This is a genomic window from Treponema bryantii NK4A124 (assembly GCF_000421345.1).
GTDB classification, from domain to species: domain Bacteria; phylum Spirochaetota; class Spirochaetia; order Treponematales; family Treponemataceae; genus Treponema_D; species Treponema_D bryantii_B.
Map to the genome: position 1 here is coordinate 217,230 of NZ_ATWV01000001.1, position 20,834 is coordinate 238,063.

A 20,834-nucleotide genomic window follows, 5' to 3' on the forward strand; every position below is an offset into this window, starting at 1 on the left:
ATCAATTATTCCCTAAAAAGAATTTCAAAAGCTTTCTTTGCTTTATCGCCGGAAGAAGACTGCATGGTTGTTATAAAACTATTTAACTGGTACAAAGGGGTATAATCGCAAATAAGTTGACTGTCTGCTTTTATTTCATTACCTTTTTCAAACTCAGTTTTCAGATAGATTATATTTCCAATTGAACATTCATAAAATTTCTCACCGAATTGTAACGCACTGAAGATTACCAGAGGCAGAGATTTTGGTCCAAAGGTAATGTCTGCATACAATTTTTCTTCTCCTTCAAAATTTTTGATCAACTTCATGAATAGGGAATTGTATTTGTCTTTCGAAACTATAAAATCAGAAGAAATTCTCTCATAGGTAATTTTTGCACCAATATTGTTTTTCTTATTGATTTCATTAAGTTCATCTTCAAAAAATTTTGCATTTTTTTCACCGGCCTGCTCTCCAGCCTTTGTTTCCAGTAAAAGGATCTTTACTTCATCATCTGATTTTAAGGTTTGTGCAAGAATTGCATTGATTGCATAATAAACTTTTCCTGGATATTCAATAAATTTATTTCCATCGACCGGGTAGTGTCTCTTCTCCATTTTATCAGCCATCATCAAGGATACAAATACAATTTTTTTCATTTAATTTACCTCACAAATAACATGCTAACACAATTATATTTTATAAACAATTTTAATAACATTCTACCTTATATATATTAGTGATTTCTTTAAATGTTGACAGTTTACTTTTTTTTATTAAATTGATTTTCCTAAAAAAAGTTTTATAATTTATCATAAAAGAACAGGAAAAAAAATGACAGAAGACATAATATCGCTTTTTTCAGAATTAAAAAATAAATTTACTACTTTCAACAAAGATGATTTTTATACAATTACTAACAAAATCCGACATATTCTTATTGAAAATGATATCAGTAATTATTTTGAAAAGCTGTCTCTTCTAGGCTTGGGAACTCAGCTTGCACTCCTTACAAATCATCATAAATCGGATTGGTTTAGGAAAGAGCTTTGTTATCTTATTTCAAATGAAGGTAAAAACTATTTCAATGACGATATGTCACTTTGGATTGATATGGTAGCAACTAGACTCGAAAGCAATGGAAATAAGATTCCTTTTTTGGATGATATTGATTTTACTTCTACATTTCTTATTGATTTTTCTTCCGGCAAATATCCAAATTACCAACATATTCCAATAAATCTGCGCTCAATTGCAAACGGAAGATTTACACAAGCTAATCTTTCTATTTGTTTTGGATTATATTTTACCATTATGGGGCTTTGCTTTGATTTTCCAGATAATGATATTAAGACTATTATTGATCTTCTTAATTATTATATTCTTATACCTGAAAACGAAAGACTGAACCGCTTTAATCTTGAGATGGAACGTTTTTTTTCAAATTTTATAAATATTGATTTTTCAGAGCGAAGATATTTTTATACTGACCTTCCTTTTATCTATACAAAAATCGCCGAAAAGAAAGAAAAATCTGATGATGAAATAACAGTTATAACAAATAACGGACAAACTATTAAAACAAAAATAAGAAAAGGCATTTTATCGGAATTCCAAACTGTTTCACGAAGTCTTGAAATTCTCCTTTCCCTGGAAAATAATTTGAATCCAACAGAAGAGAATAAAATGAGGCTCATTTTATTTGAACGTGTTTTTTATAACAAAAGAAGAATGCGCCAGGAAAATTCCCGGAAAGAAAACAAAATCTTCCTTATGCAGCAAACTCCTTATGGAATGTTCAAAGTTCCGGAACACACAAAACTGCATAATGAAAGTGCACTGGCACTTTTTGAGGAAGCAATCTCCGTATTTAAAAGCATCAGCGAAGAAAATCAACAGGAACTCGGAAAAAATCTTTATGGAAAAGAAAGCATTTATAGCAAAACCTTGAACCTCGAACACGGGGTAGCAATCTGTCTTTATATGCTTTTGAAAGAAATGTCTTTTGATGATGTAAAGACTATTTTTTATACCCCAAAAGAGATTGAAAATACAGGACTCATGAATAAACTTCTGGATCAAATTGAGAACACAAACAAGACTCAACCTGATGAAGTTACATGGACAGATAAAACTACACTTTTAGAACAGATGCTTTTCTTCATGTTCTGGGAAATATGTGGTTATGCAAACAGTGAATCAAAAGATAAAGAGCATCAGTTTGAAAGCTGGTTAAAAAATCAAAATATACTTAATGATTCGGCCTTAGACTTTACCACCTGCTTTCATCCGTTTATGGATTTTCAGAAACCAGAAATATTGCAAACAATTCAGCAATTAAAGATTCCTTTTAATCTGGCTGTTACATATCGCAACCCTTTCTGGTGGAAACAACAATTAAAATTTATTTTAAATTGGAATGCAATGAAGAATCATTTGAATCCTTCAAATTTTTCAAATAATGAAATTGCATTTGATGATAACATTCTGAATATATCTGATTTGAAAGATAATTCACTTTTAGTTGAACTACTTTTCAGATTTTCACGAACAGAGCCTGAATTTAAGGAAAATATCATTGCAATATTGAACCATCTGCGTGAAGTCCAGAAGGAAAAATTTCCTGTTTATTTTGATAAAAAAGAAAAATGTTACAATCAGGATGCATTAGACAATCAGAAAAAAATAAAAGACCTGGACAGAGGTTTCTGGATTCCCGCTATTTACCAGAGCATTTATCCTTTCAATACGGAAGTGTTCATCCAAAAATACGGAGAAAAATTCTTTTGTCGTAACATAATAGAATGCAGATTATTTAATGAATCAGGAGATGTTTTATATTCTGATGATAAAAATCGAATCCTGAAAAATTATAGGGAAACCAACAAGAATGCAATGTATACCCGTTACCTTTATCTGGATAGGAACAATTATGTTCACAACGGTACAAGCAGAACAATAAAGGAACTTTTAAAACCTGAAAAATATAAGGACCTTCTGCTTACACTTGCAGATATTCTCTTATATCTTGATTCTGATTCAAAAAGGTATATTGATGATAAAATAAAAAACTTCATCGCACAAAACGTACTATTCTCTTCCATGAATGAAGTTTGCACTGAAAGCATCAGAAAAGAATGTAAAACACTTGCTTCTCTAATAATGAAAATTAAAGAGGCTGAGCCAGATGAAATTACAATATCTGTTATTGAAGAATTTGCCGCAAGGATAAAACAAAATGATAAACTTGATTACAGCAGTGAAATATCCAGAAATGAATATTTAATGGAAAGACTTTCCCGTCTTTTAAATATCATCTTTCTAACCTACGAGCCCGACTTTAACAGCCATTCCATTGACTTTCTTATTGAGCATAAAACGCAAATTCTGCTTTATATAGCTTCTGTAACTTATAAACTTTCAAAAGAAGTATAATTTTTTATATTTTTCTTTTTTTTACTGTCAACTTTTTTCACTTCCTCCCCTATACAATTACATGAACACATTATTAATCACTTTAACCTGGGTTGGCGTTGGGGCCGCTATTGGAGTTGGGATTGCTGTGGTTATTGTCGTAGCAGTCAAATTAAGTGAGTTTTACGCAAAGCTTTTCCCTAAAAAGGATTTGCCCAAAGTTGATTTTCTGGAAAGCCAGCTGAATACCATGGGACGCGACTATGTAGTTTTTTCTTACGAGATGAAAATGGTAACAAAGCTGCTGGTAGAAAAACTCAAAGACCTGCGTTTTGATTTATGGAGCCTGGATTACATTCTTCCAAGCATTTCTATTGCAACGGCGAACTTTCCGGCTGGAAAAAACTGTGCAATCAGAATTGAAGGGAAAGAAATCTTTAACGGGGAAATTGTAGCGCAATATTCAGATGAAAAAAAAGCAGACTTCATAGCCTGGAAAATCAGAAAGTATTTTGAAGCAAAAGAAAAGGATGGAGCAAACTAAATTGAAAAATCACTTTATTGGAATGAAGGATAATGTTCTTTACCTTCGAGAGTATGGTTCTAACTGGACTTCTAACTATGATTCTGAAGAATCTCTTTTATCTACGGATGCAGAAATGATTTTTGAGCATACAATCAATAATCTTAAGTTTGGAAATGATATTCTGCTGATTAAGGATTCTTTTTCGAATGATTATTTTGATTTTGGAATTAAGATTACAAAGGAAGGCTTTATGCCGAATAAATCTCTTCTGGAGCTGTATTCTCTCTGCGAGGCTGAAAATAATTCCACATATCCTATGCCCTCTAGTCTGAATGTAAAATTCAACAATTATTATTCCATCACTTCTTTTTTTGAATGCCCGAGTCTTACAACAGAAGTGAAAGACAAAACTGAATGGATGAAACTTTTTAAGCTTTTGGAAGAAGCCGGAAAATCCGTTGGCATTTATTGTCTGCATTTATTTAAAACTGATGAAGGTAAAGCCGGAGCAAAACTCCTTCTGGCCGCTGATGATTTATATAATCTGAAATCCGCTTCAAAACTTTTCCGTAACGCAGGAAACAATTACGAAGAATACTTTTATCAGAAAGAAGAATGTAGCTCGTTTCTTAAGACTATTTCTAATCGAGAAAACATCAAAATAGAAAAAGATGATGCCCACCGTGTCATTTTTGAAAATACAAACACAGGAGATGTGAAAAATGAAAAAGAATAATTTTCTTACAAAAATAGTGATTATGTTCCTTGCACTTATAATTACAGCAAGCACAAATGCTTTTGCTGCAGGTCGTTATAATCCGGAAGGATCAGCTGGTGTAGAAGGACATTTTTCGGCAATCATAAAAGCTGATAATCCAGATCAGCCTTATGATGATGCAAATGGTCTCGTTTCCCGCTACTCAAAGGGTGAAGAAATTGTTAGTTCCGTAGAAGAAATTGAAATGCCTCTACGCCAGACTGACTATGGTAAGTACTATGATGATTTCAACCGTCGTGTTTCAAACGAGATTCGTCCCGAAGCTAAAAAGCTTTTTATTGAACAGGAAAAATCAAAAGAAATTACGAACCTTGATGACGCTATAATGCCTCTTATCAAAAGAGGTTTATCGGAAGATAGAGATTATTATTACTACTATGCATGGCCGGAATACAAAGTCAACTCTGCTCTTAATAAATATCCGGTAGCCTTTTATGATTCTCTGGGAAGAAAGATTTCTGATGATTTGATTGAAGAAGCAGCAAAGCTTTACGAAAAACAGAAGAGACGCAGAGAACTTTCATCCTGGGGCTCATCCAGTGTAAGTACAATCTGGTGTTACATCTGGAGTGCAGTTAAGTTTATAATTACGCTTATGATCCTTTTCTTTGCGGCCAGTGTCTTTTATAAAAAGGTGATTAAAAAAGCCTGACATAGATTGCTAAGCACTTCGTGCTCGCAATGACGTGTAAAAAAAAGCTTTGTTCGGTGGGAACGAAGCATTCCGCGTCACCCCGAACTTGCTTCGGGGTCTATTTTTTATCTTGTAGTAGTTATTTCATTCCAGCCGGTAACAAGACGGTCGATTACGGTCTGCGCGAGGTTTAAGCTCATGCGGGCTTTTGCCATTGCAATTGTAACGTCTGCTACGTTTACATCATCCGGATTTGTAATAAGTTTTTCCTGAACCTTATTTACATCAAGCTGCTGGGTATTAACTGATTCAAGAGCATCTAAAAGATATGACTGAAAAGATTTTGTCTGATTTGCAGGCTGAATGGAAGCGGCCTCTGTATTCTTTTCTGCACGCTGGATTTTCTGAATTGGAGACATTCCAGGTGCATTCTGTGTAAGCGGCTGGATTTTACCCTGGCCGTAATGTGCCTCATGTGTACGTGTTAACTGAAATGTATTGAAATCCTGAATCTTCATTTTTATTCCCCTCACTCTTAATTGTACAACATCAACTTGATTTTGTACACCTAAAAACTAACGAACGTACGTTAGCGGCCAATTTCCAGAGCTGCACTGAACATATCTTTTGCGCCGTCGATTACTGTTGCATTGGCCTCGTAGGCACGGGAAGCAGAAATGAGGTCTACCATTTCGTTTACGATATTTACGTTTGGATATTCTACATAACCTTTATGAGGTCCACTCTGATATGCATCCGGATGTGTCGGGTCATAAACAAGACGGCCTTCTGATGTATCCTTTGTGATTTCCAGAACTTTTACACCACGGCCCGGACCATTATCGAGGCTGGCAGGAGTAAAAGGAGTTCTCCACTGTGGATTATCATCTGCAACCGGGCGCATTACAACGGTAGATTTTTTGAAGGGGCCTCCATCCTGTGTGCGGGTTGTGCTTGCATTTGCGATATTGTCTGAAATTACGTCACTTCTGAGGCGTTCAGCACTCATTCCAGTGGCGGCGATATTTATACTTGTGAACATTCCCATAACTTACCTCCTATTTTTTCATTGCTGTGTTAACCTGGTCAAACTCAAAATCTGTGAGCTGTGTGAGCAGGCGGTACTGCATCTGAATCTGGAGGATATTGTTAGCTTCGTATTCAGCATCCACATTATTTCCGTTAGCCTTTGATGTTGTTGTGTAATCTAATACACGGCGAGGCTCAACTTCGCGGTAATCATAAGGAGTGTTTATCTGAATGTGACGTGGATCTGTAGTTGTAAGATGAAAAGCATTCTTAGCGGCTTCTTCTGAATCAAAAGCACGCTTAAGTTCACTTTCAAAATTAACAGTAGAACGCTTAAAGTTCGGAACCTCACTGTTTGCAAGGTTATTTGCAGTAACCTGATAGCGCAAGTTTGCAACATTCATCTCGCGCTGAAGCAGGTCGATTGAACGACTAAAACTATTCACTTTTCTATCCTCCAGAAAATTTGTTTACATCTACTTGATTTTCGGAATCTGGAGAAAAAGGATTAGTAAATTTTTGACGATTTATAACATACGGTCTGTACGGAATTCATGCTTAATTACCCGCCAGGCAAAGAAATCAAGCAGAATAACATAAATAAAAAATGCCTGCTGAAGTCCTGCTGCTGCAATTTGCTCTGAAAGCAGAAAATCATAAAATCCGTGAATCAACATTGGAATACCTAAGGCAAAAAGCTTACAGATTTTCATACGAAGCCTTTTGTTATCGAGCCAGAAGTTTTTTGCCCGGCTTAGCCAGTAGCCCATAAATACTCCGAATGTAGCATGGCCCGGTATTGCAAAAAGTGCTCTGCCTAGAGAAACTCCAGTACCATAAGAAACTATATATAAAATGTTTTCAAGGGCTGCAAATCCAAGAGATACAGAAACTGCATATACAATTCCATCATATCTGTAATCAAAATTCTTATTTTTCCATACAAGAGCCATAAAAACAAACCATTTAGAGAATTCTTCTACAAGAGCAACTCCTACAGTATTCTCAATCCAGGCATATTTTATTGTTTCTGTATCGTAAAAAGAGCTGATAAAAGAAAACATAAATCTTTCTACACCGGCACAGGGAATTGAGAATACAGCTCCCCAAACCACAACTTTTAGCACAAAACCAAGTGGTTCACGTTCGTTTTTATCAAGCATATATACATATCGCAAAATCAAAAACACAGGAAGAAGGGCTGGAATCAGAATAAAATACAAAATAGCTTTCATGATTTTATTGTACAACTAAGGGCTGCAGTGGTCAATTTTTATAGATTTATACAATTTAATCAGAGAAGATTTATTTTTGACTTTGCGGAAATTGGGGTAAAATGATTGTACAAAATATAAATAACCGTAGACACGGGAAAATTGCCGTAAACGCAGGCTTTTTAAGGAGATTCGGGATGAATAATTTTACATTTTATAGTCCAACTAAGTTTGTTTTTGGAAAAGATACTGAGCAGCAGGCTGGTGCACTTGTTCGTGAGTTTGGTGGCAGCAAGGTTCTTCTGCACTTTGGCGGAAAATCTGCTGAAAAGTCTGGTTTGCTTGGACGTGTGCGCGAGTCTTTGAAGGCAGCCGGCGTGGAGTTTGTTGAACTCGGTGGTGTTCACCCTAACCCGCTCGACGACCTTGTTTATGAAGGAATTGATTTATGCAAGCGTGAGGGAGTTGATTTTATTCTCGCTGTCGGTGGTGGTTCTGTAATTGATTCTGCCAAGGCTATTGCCATGGGCGTTTGCTACGACGGCGACTTCTGGGATTTTTACAGCGGAAAGGCTGCGGCTAAGGCTGCGGTGCCGGTTGGAACAGTTTTGACAATTGCGGCTGCGGGAAGCGAGGGCTCTGGCGACTCTGTAATCACTAAAAAAGACGGAATGGTAAAACGCGGTGCCAGCGGTGAATGTATTCGTCCGAAATTTTCAATTTTGAATCCGGCATTAACACAGACTCTGCCTGCTTATCAGACAGCCTGTGGTGCAACTGATATTATGGCTCACGTTTGCGAGCGTTACTTTACAAACACAAAGAATGTAGAAACTACCGATCGTTTGTGTGAGGCAGTTTTGATGGCAATGATCCACGAAACTCCTAAAGTAATTACTGACGCAAATGATTATGAAGCCCGCGCTAACATCATGTGGGCCGGAATGGTTGCTCACAATAACATCGTTGGTGTTGGCCGCGACCAGGACTGGAACAGCCACGGAATTGAGCATGAGCTTTCCGGTTTGTACGATTGCGCTCACGGTGCCGGTCTTGCGGTAATTATGCCTGCTTGGATGGATTTTGTTTACAAGCACGATGTAATGCGTTTTGCTCAGTGGGCAACAAGAGTCTGGGGCTGCAAAATGGATTTTGCCGAACCGGATAGAACTGCCCGCGAGGGTATCAAGTTTTTCCGCCAGTTCCTGCACAGTATCGGAATGCCGATTAATTTTGCAGAGCTCGGTGCTAAGGAAGAAGATATTCCTACCCTCGTAAAGAAGTTTGGTTTGCCAGAAGGCGGCAGAACCGGCGGATTTGTTCAGCTGTCTTCTGATGACATTGCAGAAATCTATAAGATTGCGGCAAAGGCAAGTTTATAATTATACTGTCATCCCGAACTTGTTTCGGGATCTATCAAAAAAGATTCTGAAACAAGTTCAGAATGACAAATGGAGATTTTATGAAAGCATTATTTATCGGCGGAACCGGCACAATCAGCATGGCAATTTCAAAGCTGCTGCTGAAAAAAGGCTGGGAGCTCTACCTTATTAATAGAGGAAACCGCAATAATGACCCGCGTCTCAAGGGCGCACATTTTATTACTGTTGATATAAATGATGAGGCGGCCGCAAGCGCAAAGCTCGCCGGCATGACCTTTGACGTTGCCTGCGACTTTATCGGCTTTGTTCCGCAGCAGCTGGAACGAGATTACCGTCTGCTTAAGGGCAAGGTTTGCCAGTTTATGTATATCAGCTCTGCCTCGGCATACCAGAAGCCGTGTAGCAACTATATCATCAGCGAAAAAACTCCGCTTGCAAATCCTTACTGGGAATACTCCCGCAATAAGATTGACTGCGAAGATTATCTGATGAAACTTTACCGAGAGGAGAACTTCCCTGTTACAATTATCCGCCCAAGTCATACTTATGATGAGAGGTCGGTGCCATTGGGAGTTCACGGCGACAAGGGAAGCTGGCAGGTTGTAAAGAGAATTAAGGAAGGAAAGCCTGTGATTATTCACGGGGACGGAACTTCCCTCTGGACTATTACACACAACTCTGATTTTGCAAAAGGCTTTGTCGGTCTTATGGGAAACATTCATGCAATCGGCGAAGCGGTTCAGATTATGAGCGATGAAAGCCTAACCTGGAATCAGATTTACCAGTGTATTGCGGCAGCGCTTGGCGTTGAGCTTAAGCCGGTGTATGTCTCATCAGCTTACCTTGCTGCTCATTCAAATTATGACTTCACAGGAAGTTTGATTGGAGATAAAGCAAACTCAGTTGTTTTTGACTGCAGTAAGTTGAAGAGCCTGGTACCGGATTTTGTCGCAACAAAGCGTGCTGATCAGGGAATCAGAGAGACAATAGAATACGTTCTCGCCCACCCCGAATGCCAGGTAGAAGACCCGGATTTTGACAAGTGGTGCGATGAGATAATCTGTAAAGCCGGTAGTTGAGTAGCCCGCAGGGCGTATCGAAACCACTTTCTTCTAGAGAATGTATCTGCTCAAATCCTGATTCTGGCTGATGCCTTCGAGCTTTTCGTCAACGTAGGCGGCATCAATCTTGATTGTTTCGCCCTTGTGTTCGTCTGCTTCAAAGTTGATGTCAGCAAGAACCTTTTCCATGATTGTGTGCAGACGGCGGGCTCCGATATTTTCAGCGCTGGCATTTACCTCTTCTGCAACTGTACTCATGCGGTCCAGGGCGTCCTCTGTGATGTCGAGCTTTACACCTTCTGTTTCAAGCAGTGATGTATACTGCATAATCAGACTGTTCTTTGGCTCGCTGAGAATGCGTTTAAAATCATCCTTGTGAAGGGAATCAAGCTCAACACGAAGCGGGAAACGGCCCTGAAGTTCCGGAATCAAATCACTAGGAGCGGCAACACTGAAAGCACCGGCCGCAATAAAAAGAATGTGAGTTGTATCAACCACACCGAACTTTGTATTTACGTTGCTGCCTTCTACAATCGGAAGAATATCGCGCTGAACACCTTCGCGGCTCACATCCTGTCCGTGGCTTTCACCGTGAACGGCAATCTTATCAATTTCATCAATAAAGATAATTCCGCTCTGCTCTACACGCTTCTTTGCTTCGTCGGCAACCTTGTCGTGATCTACCATATTGTCCAGAACTTCTTCGGTAAGAATCTTACGGGCTTCCTTTACAGTGATGTTGCGCTTTTTACCGCGGCCCTGGCCGTTCATCATATTTAAGATTCCCTGCATACTGTTCTGAAGGTCGTCTATACTGCCACCGGCAATGATTTCCATGTTAGGCATTCCCTGAGGGCGGTGAACAACCATTTCAACCTCGCGGTCTTCCAGCTTGCCTTCGCGAAGCATCTGGCGGAACTTTTCGCGGGTATGATTTTCGCGTTCTTTTTCTGCGGCATCTTCGTCGGCCTTCTGCTGTTCTGCAGCGGCCTGATTTGCCTGATTCAAAGCCTCCTGCATATCAGCAGCAACCTTGTTCAAATCAATTGTAATTTCATTAGGATTAGGCTGAGTCAAAAATCCCAGAGGTTTGATTTCCATCTTGCCGTCTGAGCCGCTGTCGCTCTTTGACTTCTTGTCGTCTTTTTTGTCAGTTCCAGGAAGCAGGAGGTCCAGAAGCTTTTCTTCAACAACGCTGACAGACTTCTCGCGCAGCTGCTCTTCCATCTCGGCCTTTACGTCATTGTAGCCTACAGCCATAAGGTCGCGGATCATGCTTTCTACGTCGCGGCCAACGTAGCCGACCTCGGTATATTTTGTAGCTTCAACCTTGAGGAAAGGAGCACCGCAGAGCTTTGCAAGACGGCGGGCAATTTCAGTTTTACCACAACCTGTTGGTCCAATCATCAAAATATTTTTTGGAGCAACTTCATCGCGGATTTCTTCCGGCAGCTTAAGACGGCGGAAGCGGTTACGAAGTGCAACTGCAACGGCACGCTTTGCCTTTTCCTGTCCGATGATATATGAGTCCAGTCTCTCTACAATCTGTTTTGGTGTAAGTTCTGTTTTGTTTTCGATTTGTTCCATAAAAGTAATTTCCTTTTCAGCCCGCGACAAATGCGGGGGCGTTACGGGGGCTGGCCCCCGTTAGAAGGGGTAGCGAGCAACGCAGTGCGAGCGAGGGGGAGACTTCCCCCACCTTGCTACTCAAGCGTCTCAACAGTCAAATTCTGATTTGTGTAAATACAGATGCTGCCGGCAATTTTAAGCGAACGTTCGGCTATTTCCTTAGCGCTCAAATCCGAAGAATCAAGATAAGCAAGGGCCGCAGAATAAGCGTAATTTCCGCCGCTGCCGATTGCAATCGCGTCGTGCTCAGGCTCAATAACGTTACCATCGCCGCTAATCAAAAGAATCTGTTTTTTGTCGGCAACAAGGAGCATAGCCTCGAGCTTCTGCAGAGTGCGGTCTGTACGCCAGGCCTTGGCAAGCTCAACAGCCGAGCGCATGATATCGCCGTTATATTCCTTCACCTTGGCTTCAAAGCGGTCAAGCAGAGTAAAAGCGTCTGCCACAGAGCCCGCAAAGCCGGTGAGAATCTTTCCGTCATAAATTTTCCGAACCTTGCGAGAGTTTCCCTTACAAACAGTCTCGCCCAAAGTACACTGGCCATCGCCAGCCATAGCAACCTGCCCGTTTCTGCGGACAGCAAGAATAGTCGTACTTCTGATTTTTGTTTTATTTCCCATAAGTTAAAATATAATGATTTAGACGTCAAAGGGCAAATAAAAAATAGTTAGAAAAAATATTTGAATATTCCGGGCGTTCCCCGCCGGCTCCACTTCGTTCCGCCGCCGGGTCGGGCGTTCCGCCATTCCGCTGACGCTCCAGCCTCTTCCCTCGTCGCTCACTTCGTTCGCTCCTCAGTCCAGTGGCCCTTCGCAGCCTGCGGCTGCTCGGTGGCTCCATGCCCTAACGCAGCAGTTCATATAACATTTATCGTGTAAAACAGATTATTTTTTCGCGAAAGTTCCGTCAAAAACTTGGATTATGCGATTTTTGCCGGATCCATTCTGTGATTTTTCTTTGTATATCCGGCGTTTCTTCCGTCAAATCTCTGCAAAAGCAAGTTTTTGACGGAAATAAATAAAGTTTTTTGGCTTTAATTCCTGTAAATCTTAATAAAATCACTGAAGACATTCCGTCAAAACAAACATACAAAGCATTTTTGACGGAACTTTCATATTCTCAGACTTCATCTTTCAGTATTTTATTCCATCAAAACTGGTCATATCCTTTGTTTTGACGGAAAATTCCAATTGAAATACAGACTTCTTTCCATCAACTAAGGAAAGCCTACACACTTACGAATGCGGATGTGCCTTATTGTAAGTTTCAATTAATTTTTCAGTTGTTATGTGAGTATAGCGCTGAGTTGTGCTGATTGAACTGTGCCCCAGCATCTCCTGAACCATGCGCACATCCGCCCCATTCCCCAGCATAGTTGTAGCAAAAGTGTGGCGGAAGGCATGCGGATTAATATGATGATTTGTTCCTTCCACGCCGGAATAGCGGTTCAAAATGTAGCGCAGCCCACCGGTCGTAAGCGCACCACCCTTCTGATTAATAAACAATTCCCGCGGCGCCGGCTCCACCTTATTTTCCGCCAGCACCTTTTTCCTGTCCGCAAGATATTCAGCAAGCGCCTTTCTGGCCTCAAGGTCAAAATACACCTTACGCTGCTTATTGCCCTTTCCGGTAACAATAGCCGAGCGGCCGCCATCCATAAAATCACTAAGTTTCAATCCAACAATTTCGCTGGCACGACAGCCCGAAGAATAAAGCATAAGAAAAAGCGCATGGTCGCGGCTGGCCCACAAAAGCTCATCCTTTACAGGCTCAGCGCAAAGTTCGTTCACCTCATTTGTCGTCATAAAGTTAGGCATGCGCTTAGGCAGCTTCACAGTCTTCATTTCCAGAGCCGGATTTTTTTCAATATAACCAATCTTCTTTGCATAGGCAAAAAGAGTTCTCACCGCCGCAATAAAACGGTTGACAGTAGCCGCCGACTTTTTCTGCTTAGAAAGCTGCCCTATGCAAAGCATAAGATTTTCGCGGGTAATTGACTTTACTTCCAGAGTCGGAGTCAGAAACTCCTGCAGCAAAGACAGGTCATTGCCATAGCCCTTCACAGTATTGTCAGAAAGCCCCCTAACCGCCCCAAGATACAAAAGAAATTCATCTGTCAGCTCGTGTAAAGTCATACTATGATTATCGGCAGAAATTGCGACAAACGGCAGTTATTACACTTTTTCCACATCCGCGCAGGCAATTACGTTGATGCCGGTTCCAAGCAGGTCGTACAAAAGAATGTCGCCACGCTTTACCGGGGCCTTGCAGCTGGCACGGCGTACAACTTCCATGCATTGGAGCAGGCTTGTCTTAGGCACTTCGCCCGCGGTTTTTACTGGCACAACCGGCAAGTCTCCGCCCTCGACTTTTATTGTCGTAGTGAGTGTACGAGTCGGGTTCTGCAGTTCCTTGGCGGCATACTGTTCGCCGCGTTTGCAGCCGTTGTCTTTTACGGAAAGAACTTTTTTGTGGCCGCCTGCGTCAGTTTCAACTTCTACTTCCATAGAACAGCCCATAGGGCAGATTATACAGGTAAGAGGGATTTTTTCGCGGCGGATTTCGCCTGATGTCTGATTTGTATTTTCCATCATTCTGCTACCTCCTGTGGAAGCTGGATTGAAACAGTGATGTCGCCACCGGCGCTTTCTATCTGATTAGGGGCAAGTTCAATCACCTGCATTTCGCCCGGACGAACAACTTTTTTTCTGATTGATTTCAACACTTCATTGCCGCTCGAAACTTCCACGTAAACATCCTTATAAACATCTGTTACGCGGAACATAATAGACACATTTCCATCCTGCTCGCGAGACTCAATATACTGAGGCACTGTGTAGCGTACGCGGTTTCCAGGGCGAAGGATTATTTTTTCTCCGCTCGCAGTGATTTTTCCCTGAACGTATTTTGCAGCATTTTCTCCGGCGCGAAGACTTTCTGCAGTTACAAAGTCTACCAGGTCGTGAACATGAACTGTATTTCCGCAGGCAAAAATACCCGGTACAGAAGACTGCATATGCTCATTTACAACAGGGCCGCTGGTTGCAGAATCAATTGCAATTTTACAGCCGCTTGCAATTTCGTTCTCTGGAATAAGACCAACAGAAAGCAGCAGAGTATCGCATTCAATAAACTCTTCGGTTCCGGGAATCGGCTTACGGTTAGTGTCCACTGCCGCAACAGTAACTCCCTCTACCCGCTCCTTTCCGTGAATCTTTACAATCGTGTGGCTGAACTTCAATGGAATATTAAAGTTTTCAACACACTGAACAATATTTCGTCGCAGGCCCGAACTGAAAGGCATAACCTCGCAGACAAGCTTAACCTCGGCACCTTCCAAGGTCAGACGGCGGGCCATAATCAGTCCGATATCACCGGAGCCAAGAATTACAACCTTGCGGCCGGGCATATAACCGTCTATGTTTACAAAGCGCTGAGCCGCACCCGCAGTAAAAATACCTGCAGGACGTGTTCCTGGAATAATCAAGGCACCGCGGGTTCTTTCACGACAACCGGTAGCCAGCACAACAGCCTTAGCCTTAATGTGCATAAGGCCGTCCACAGTGTTGATTGCGGTAACAGTATGTCCCTGCCCCTCAGAACTTTCCTTTTCAACCTCAAGCACCATGGTGTCAGTTTTATATTCAATTCCAAGCTGATTTACTTCATCAGAAAAGCGGGCCGCATATTCAGGACCAGTCAGTTCTTCACCAAAATAGTGAAGTCCAAAACCGTTATGAATACACTGCAAGAGGATTCCGCCAATTCTCGTATCACGCTCTAAAATCAGAATGCTGTCACTTCCAGCTTTTTTTGCCGCAATTGCCGCCGCCATTCCGGCAGGGCCGCCGCCTATTACAACAATGTCATATTTCAGTTCCATACTCTGCCCTCCCTAGCGTGTCTTGCCTGTCAAAATGTATGAACAGCCGCCGTTCTTTCTAACATCTGTCATAGGAATGCCAAGCTCGCGGCTCAAAATCTCTGTAACGCGTGGAGAACAGAAACCGCTCTGACAGCGTCCCATACCAGCCCTTGTTCGGCGCTTTACTCCATCAAGATCCACAGCCCCAACCGGAGACTTAATTGCCGCAACAATCTCGCCCTCGGTAATCATTTCGCATCGGCAGATTATTCGACCATACAAAGGATTTTCTTCAATCAGCTGGGCACGGCGTTCATCATCTGCATCCTTAAAGGATTCAATTCCCTTACGAACGCCAACGAAATCAGGATTCTTCTCCCACGCAGCACCACGGATTTTTTCAATGATATCGGCAACATATACTCCAATTGCAGGGGCAGCTGTTAGTCCCGGCGAACAGATTCCCCCAACATTCACAAAGCCCTTCACAGAGGCATCTTCTTCAATAATAAAATCATTTACCGGTGAACCGTCCGCATTATAAGCAAGGGCACGAACACCCGCAAAAGAGTTGATTATATTGCGGCGAGGAATATCCGGAATAGTTTTTCCAGATTTTATGAAAACCTCGTCCTGGCCGCTGGCCGTGGTTTCTGTTGCAGTTTTGTCGTCTCCATCGGCAGCTGTAGGACCAGAAAGAATATTTCCGTCCACGGTAGGTGTAACTAAGACGCCCTTACCCATTTTGTCCGGAGTCTGGAAAAGTGTATGGCTTGCGAGGCCTGCGCATTTATTATCCAGCAGATAGTATTCACCGCGACGAGGCTTGATTACAAAATCTCTTGCCCCTGCCATTGCAGAAATCTGATCTGCATAAAGGCCCGCTGCATTTACCACGCACTTTGCCTGTATGTCGCATTTTCCTGTATGAATTGTAAAAAGTCCGGCGCCACTTTCTGCCCCGCCAGAAACTTCATTCTTTTCTATTCCATGAACTTCTGTTTCCCTGAAGAGCTTTACTCCATTCATTACAGCATTTTCCGCAAAAGCCCAGGTTGCCATATATGGACTCACAATTCCGGCAGACTCTGCAAGCAGGGCACCGCAGGCTTCCTCGTTCACACTCGGCTCAAGCTTATGAAGCTCTTCTCCATCAATCACTCTAAGTGCAGGCACACCATTAGCCTGGCCACGCTCGTAAAGCTTTTGGACATGCTCCATATCATCTTCATTAAAAGCAATAACCAGAGAGCCGTTATTCTTATAATCAAAATGAAGCGCCTTTGCCAGCTCCGGGTACATTGCAGCACCTTCAACATTGAGCTTAGCCATCAGAGTGCCAGGCTTAGCATCAAAGCCCGCATGAACAATTCCCGAGTTGGCCTTAGATGTTCCGCAGGCAACATCATCCGCCTTCTCAATAATACAGAAGTGACCTTTATATTTTGAGAGCTCTCGGGCAATACAAGCGCCCACAATGCCCCCGCCAATTATCGCTACATCGTAAATCATAAACACCTCACAAGTTCCGGTGGTTTCGATACACTTCGCTTCGCGAAGCACTCAACCACCGATTTCCTACTCAGCCCAGCCCTTAGCCTTTTCCACCGCCTTCTTCCAGCCGGCATAAAGTTCGTCGCGCTGGCCGTCGCTCATAGCAGGCTCAAAAAGTCTTTCAGTTTCGCGACGCTGTAAAATTTCTTCTTTACTAGACCAGAAGTCCACAGCCAGCCCCGCAAGGTAAGCAGCCCCAAGCGCTGTAGTCTCAACGTTCTTAGGTCGGCAAACATTAGTATTCAAAATATCAGCCTGAAACTGCATCATGATATTGCTTACACAGGCACCGCCGTCTACATTCAGTGTATTAATTGGAGTGCCGGAATCAGCAACCATAGTATCCAGAACGTCGCGCACCTCATAAGCAATTCCCTCAAGAGCGGCACGACAGATATGAGCCTTTTTTACACCACGGGTAAGACCAACAATTGTTCCGCGGGCATACATATCCCAGTAAGGTGTACCTAAGCCAACAAAGGCCGGAACCAGATAACAGCCGTTAGAATCAGGCACGCTCTCAGCAAGCTTATCAATCTCCGGCGCACTCGAAATCAGTTCCAGCTCATCACGCAGCCACTTAATTACAGCGCCACCAATAAAGACACTACCTTCAAGCGCATACTCAACCTTGCCCTTCATTCCAAGGGCAATAGTCGTAAGCAGCTGCTTAGAGGCAACCGGCTTATCACCTGTATTCATAAGCATAAAGCAGCCGGTACCGTAAGTATTCTTTGCATCACCCTTATTAAAGCAGCCCTGACCAAAAAGCGCTGCCTGCTGGTCGCCAACAGCCGAAGCAAGAGGAACGCTAAAGCCGCAAATCTCAGAATCAGTCTCAGCGTAAATACAGGAAGAATCACGAACCTCAGGCAAAAGACTTCGCGGAATCCCCAGCAAGTTCAAAAGTTCATCATCCCAATCCAGTTTATAAATATTAAAAAGCATAGTGCGGCTGGCATTGGTGTAATCGGTTACATGGGCCCGCCCTCCACTAAGCTTCCAGATAAGCCAGCTATCAATAGTACCCGCAAGAAGCTCACCACGTTCAGCACGTTCACGAACGCCAGGAACATTGTCCAATATCCATTTGATTTTTGTACCAGAAAAATATGCATCAATGAGAAGTCCGGTTTTCTCGCGGATTTTATCAGTCCAGCCTTCAGCCATCAGTTTTTCGCAGTAATCGGCCGTACGACGACACTGCCAGACCACAGCATTGTAAACAGGCTTTCCGGTTTTCTTATCCCAGATTACAACTGTCTCACGCTGATTGGTAATTCCAATGGCGGCAATCTCGTCATGCCTGATTTCCTTTTCGATTAAAAGACTCTGAAGCACCTTAAGCTGGCACTTAAAAATCTCTTCAGCATCGTGCTCAACCCAGCCCGGATGCGGATATATCTGATTAAACTCGCGCTGCTTAGAACCAAGCGGCGAACCGTTTTTATCATAAACAACAGCACGGCAAGAGGTCGTGCCCTCATCAAGCGAAATCACATATTTTTTCTTATTTTCCATACCTCTTATGATAGCATTACTATCACTAGAAAGCAAATAAAAAAAACGACGTGCACTTCAAGTAACACGTCGTTTTTTTTAGCAAGTCGGCAAGCACAGCTTGCCTCTGAACTCTTTCGGCTACTCTTCGCCTTCAGCCGGCATCACCGCAGCCTCTTCACCGCTAGTGTGCAAGTAATCACAATCCGGATTGATACAAGACTTGTAAGCCCCGTTCTTCTTGTCGAACTTTTCAACAAGGAACCAGCCGCACTTAGGACAGTACTGGTCAATAGGCTTAAAGTGACTGATGAAAGTACAGGTTGGATAATTTGTACAGCCGTAGAAAGCCTTACCGCGGCCCTTAGTCTTGCGCTCAACGATTTCACCGTCGCCACAAACAGGACACTTAGCAAGTGGAATAGACTTAGTATTATGACACTCAGGGAAGCCTGAACAGGCAAGGAAGAAACCAAAGCGGCCAAGCTTTTTTACCATAGGCTTACCGCAAAGCTCACAAACCTTATCAGTCTGCTCATCAAGGAAGCCCTTAATACTTTCCTGATGCTCCATTACGTTATCAACAGTCTGCTTAAATGGACCATAGAAATCAGAAATAATGTTATTCCAAACTAACTTATCTTCTTCTACCTGGTCAAGTTCATTTTCAACCTTGGCAGTAAACTCTTCATTAATAACAGCAGGGAATGATTCAACAAGAATCTTATTAATCATTTTTCCAAGCTGAGTTGGAACCAGCTGCTTGTTACTGCGGGTTACGTAATAGCGGTCCAGCAATACAGAAATGATTGTGGCATAAGTTGAAGGGCGGCCAATTCCCTTTTCTTCCAGCATGCGGACAATCGACGCATCGGTATAGCGGGCAGGTCCCTGAGTAAAGTGCTGCTCCGGATGGAAGTTATCTACAGTAAGAACCTCGCCTTCTTTCATAGTCGGCAGGCTAGAAGATTTTTCCTCTTTTGAAGAAAGCAGCTTGATTACCTGATAAAAGCCCTTCTCTGCAATCTTACTTGCAGCGACACGGAAGAGTGCATCACCAGCTTCAATTTCAACTGATGTAGTTACCATCTTTGCGTTGTTCATCTGAGAAGAAACAAAGCGCTCCCAGATAATTGAGTAAAGACGGAATTGATCATGCGAAAGATATTCCTTTACGCTCTCAGGGGTATATGATGTATATGTAGGACGGATACCTTCATGAGCATCCTGTGCTGATTTACCAACGGCATAATGAATAGGTTCAGGAGGCAATTCTGCAGGATGATTTTTTGAAAGCCATTCGCGAACATCAGCAAGAGCAGTTTCAGAAATGCGGACAGAGTCGGTACGCATGTAAGTTATAAGACCCACGTGATTTTCACCAATCTGAATACCTTCATAAAGCTGCTGTGCAATCTGCATGGTTTTGCGGGAAGTAAAGCCAAGCTTGTTTGCGGCTGCCTGCTGAAGTTTTGAAGTTGTAAAAGGAGGTTTTGGGCGAACAGTTTTTTCTGTCTTCTTGATTGAAGAAACCTTGCTTTCAGAATTCTTGATTTTCTCTATGATATCTTTTACAGCGTCTTCAGATTTAAGCTCAGGGGCCTCCCCCTTATATTTTACAAGCTGGGCAGTAAAGTTTGATTTACCCTTAATAAAGTCTGCATCAAGAGACCAGTATTCCTCAGGCAAAAAGTCTTCAACTTCTTTTTCGCGCTCACAGATAAGGCGCAATGCTACCGACTGTACACGACCAGCTGAAAGACCGTTCTTTACCTTTACCCACAAAAGCGGGCTCAAGTTATAACCTACAAGGCGGTCGAGAACACGGCGGGCCTTCTGGGCATTAACCTTAGCCTCTACAATTTCGCCAGGGTGCTTTACAGCCTCTGTAATTGCAGTAGGTGTAATTTCGTTGAATACGATTCGGCTGATTTTTGCATCAGTTTTATCGCGCAAAGCACGGTTAAGGTGCCAGGCAATTGCCTCTCCTTCGCGGTCGTTATCGGATGCGAGAAGGACAGCTTCTGATTTTTTTGCTTCCTTCTGGAGTTCTTTTAGTAATTTCGCCTTTCCACGAACCGTAATGTATTCTGGCTGGAATCCGTTTTCAATATCGATTGCCATGCGCGACTTAGGCAGGTCTATAAGGTGTCCAACCGAAGCACGAACCACATAACCTGGTCCAAGATACTTCTCGATTGTGTGTGCCTTTGTCGGAGACTCTACGATAACAAGAGTCTGCGGAGTTTTTGTCTTCTTAGCCATTTCA

19 protein-coding genes are annotated in these 20,834 nt (G+C 42.3%); 6 read left to right on the plus strand and 13 right to left on the minus strand.

Annotation, left to right across the window (positions count from 1 at the left end):
* Positions 1–5: 5 nt before the first annotated feature.
* On the minus strand, positions 6–638 hold the full coding sequence (locus G626_RS0100910) for a TM1812 family CRISPR-associated protein (RefSeq protein WP_022930912.1): 633 nt from the start codon (positions 636–638) through the stop codon (positions 6–8).
* Positions 639–813: 175 nt separating this feature from the next.
* Between G626_RS0100910 and G626_RS0100915 the strand changes: the two genes are divergently transcribed.
* The 4 genes from G626_RS0100915 to G626_RS0100930 all read left to right on the plus strand — a co-directional run bounded on the left by G626_RS0100915 (position 814) and on the right by G626_RS0100930 (position 5,349).
* Complete coding sequence (locus tag G626_RS0100915) at positions 814–3,414, plus strand: hypothetical protein (protein ID WP_022930913.1); 2,601 nt, start codon at positions 814–816, stop codon at positions 3,412–3,414.
* A gap of 61 nt (positions 3,415–3,475) precedes the next feature.
* Entirely contained in the window at positions 3,476–3,937 is a 462-nt protein-coding gene (locus G626_RS0100920; protein ID WP_156003122.1) for a hypothetical protein, read from the plus strand.
* 1 nt (position 3,938) lies between these two features.
* Positions 3,939–4,655 carry a hypothetical protein gene (locus G626_RS0100925; protein ID WP_033421515.1) on the plus strand — a complete coding sequence of 239 codons (717 nt, stop codon included), beginning with the start codon at positions 3,939–3,941 and terminating at the stop codon, positions 4,653–4,655.
* Positions 4,642–5,349 (plus strand): hypothetical protein, encoded by a 708-nt coding sequence (locus G626_RS0100930; RefSeq protein ID WP_022930916.1) that lies wholly within the window; start codon positions 4,642–4,644, stop codon positions 5,347–5,349. The genes G626_RS0100925 and G626_RS0100930 overlap by 14 nt, the downstream gene beginning before the upstream one ends.
* 107 nt (positions 5,350–5,456) lie before the next feature.
* Here G626_RS0100930 and fliE read toward each other — a convergent pair whose 3' ends face one another.
* The 4 genes from fliE to G626_RS14910 form a co-directional block, all read right to left on the minus strand.
* On the minus strand, positions 5,457–5,849 hold the full coding sequence (gene fliE / locus G626_RS0100935; protein WP_022930917.1) for a flagellar hook-basal body complex protein FliE: 393 nt from the start codon (positions 5,847–5,849) through the stop codon (positions 5,457–5,459).
* Positions 5,850–5,920: 71 nt separating this feature from the next.
* Positions 5,921–6,379 carry a flagellar basal body rod protein FlgC gene (flgC, locus tag G626_RS0100940; protein WP_022930918.1) on the minus strand — a complete coding sequence of 153 codons (459 nt, stop codon included), beginning with the start codon at positions 6,377–6,379 and terminating at the stop codon, positions 5,921–5,923.
* Between the two features lie 10 nt (positions 6,380–6,389).
* Positions 6,390–6,806, minus strand: coding sequence for a flagellar basal body rod protein FlgB (gene flgB, locus G626_RS0100945; RefSeq protein WP_022930919.1), 417 nt, complete (start codon positions 6,804–6,806; stop codon positions 6,390–6,392).
* Between the two features lie 81 nt (positions 6,807–6,887).
* Positions 6,888–7,595, minus strand: coding sequence for a PrsW family glutamic-type intramembrane protease (locus G626_RS14910; protein WP_022930920.1), 708 nt, complete (start codon positions 7,593–7,595; stop codon positions 6,888–6,890).
* Between the two features lie 176 nt (positions 7,596–7,771).
* On the opposite strand from G626_RS14910, the gene G626_RS0100955 reads away from it, so the two are divergent.
* Positions 7,772–8,956: an iron-containing alcohol dehydrogenase gene (locus G626_RS0100955; RefSeq protein ID WP_022930921.1), complete on the plus strand. Its 1,185-nt coding sequence runs from the start codon at positions 7,772–7,774 to the stop codon at positions 8,954–8,956.
* Positions 8,957–9,036: 80 nt separating this feature from the next.
* Positions 9,037–10,035, plus strand: coding sequence for an NAD-dependent epimerase/dehydratase family protein (locus tag G626_RS0100960; RefSeq protein ID WP_022930922.1), 999 nt, complete (start codon positions 9,037–9,039; stop codon positions 10,033–10,035).
* A 33-nt stretch (positions 10,036–10,068) separates the two neighbouring features.
* Here G626_RS0100960 and hslU read toward each other — a convergent pair whose 3' ends face one another.
* The 8 genes from hslU to topA all read right to left on the minus strand — a co-directional run bounded on the left by hslU (position 10,069) and on the right by topA (position 20,830).
* Entirely contained in the window at positions 10,069–11,604 is a 1,536-nt protein-coding gene (gene hslU, locus G626_RS0100965) for an ATP-dependent protease ATPase subunit HslU (RefSeq protein WP_022930923.1), read from the minus strand.
* A 116-nt stretch (positions 11,605–11,720) separates the two neighbouring features.
* Positions 11,721–12,266 (minus strand): ATP-dependent protease subunit HslV, encoded by a 546-nt coding sequence (hslV, locus tag G626_RS0100970; RefSeq protein ID WP_022930924.1) that lies wholly within the window; start codon positions 12,264–12,266, stop codon positions 11,721–11,723.
* A 615-nt stretch (positions 12,267–12,881) separates the two neighbouring features.
* Entirely contained in the window at positions 12,882–13,781 is a 900-nt protein-coding gene (locus tag G626_RS0100975; RefSeq protein WP_022930925.1) for a tyrosine-type recombinase/integrase, read from the minus strand.
* A gap of 39 nt (positions 13,782–13,820) precedes the next feature.
* The gene (locus tag G626_RS0100980; protein WP_022930926.1) at positions 13,821–14,240 is read right to left on the minus strand and encodes a DUF1667 domain-containing protein; all 420 of its coding nucleotides are present in this window, start codon (positions 14,238–14,240) and stop codon (positions 13,821–13,823) included.
* The gene (locus G626_RS0100985; protein WP_022930927.1) at positions 14,237–15,529 is read right to left on the minus strand and encodes an NAD(P)/FAD-dependent oxidoreductase; all 1,293 of its coding nucleotides are present in this window, start codon (positions 15,527–15,529) and stop codon (positions 14,237–14,239) included. Before G626_RS0100985 ends, G626_RS0100980 begins: the two co-directional genes overlap by 4 nt.
* Positions 15,530–15,541: 12 nt before the next feature.
* A complete protein-coding gene (locus G626_RS0100990) occupies positions 15,542–17,023 on the minus strand; it encodes an NAD(P)/FAD-dependent oxidoreductase (protein WP_022930928.1) in 1,482 nt (493 codons plus the stop codon).
* A gap of 66 nt (positions 17,024–17,089) precedes the next feature.
* Positions 17,090–18,586: a glycerol kinase GlpK gene (glpK, locus tag G626_RS0100995; RefSeq protein ID WP_022930929.1), complete on the minus strand. Its 1,497-nt coding sequence runs from the start codon at positions 18,584–18,586 to the stop codon at positions 17,090–17,092.
* Between the two features lie 120 nt (positions 18,587–18,706).
* Positions 18,707–20,830 carry a type I DNA topoisomerase gene (gene topA, locus G626_RS0101000; RefSeq protein WP_022930930.1) on the minus strand — a complete coding sequence of 708 codons (2,124 nt, stop codon included), beginning with the start codon at positions 20,828–20,830 and terminating at the stop codon, positions 18,707–18,709.
* Between the last annotated feature and the right edge of the window lie 4 nt (positions 20,831–20,834).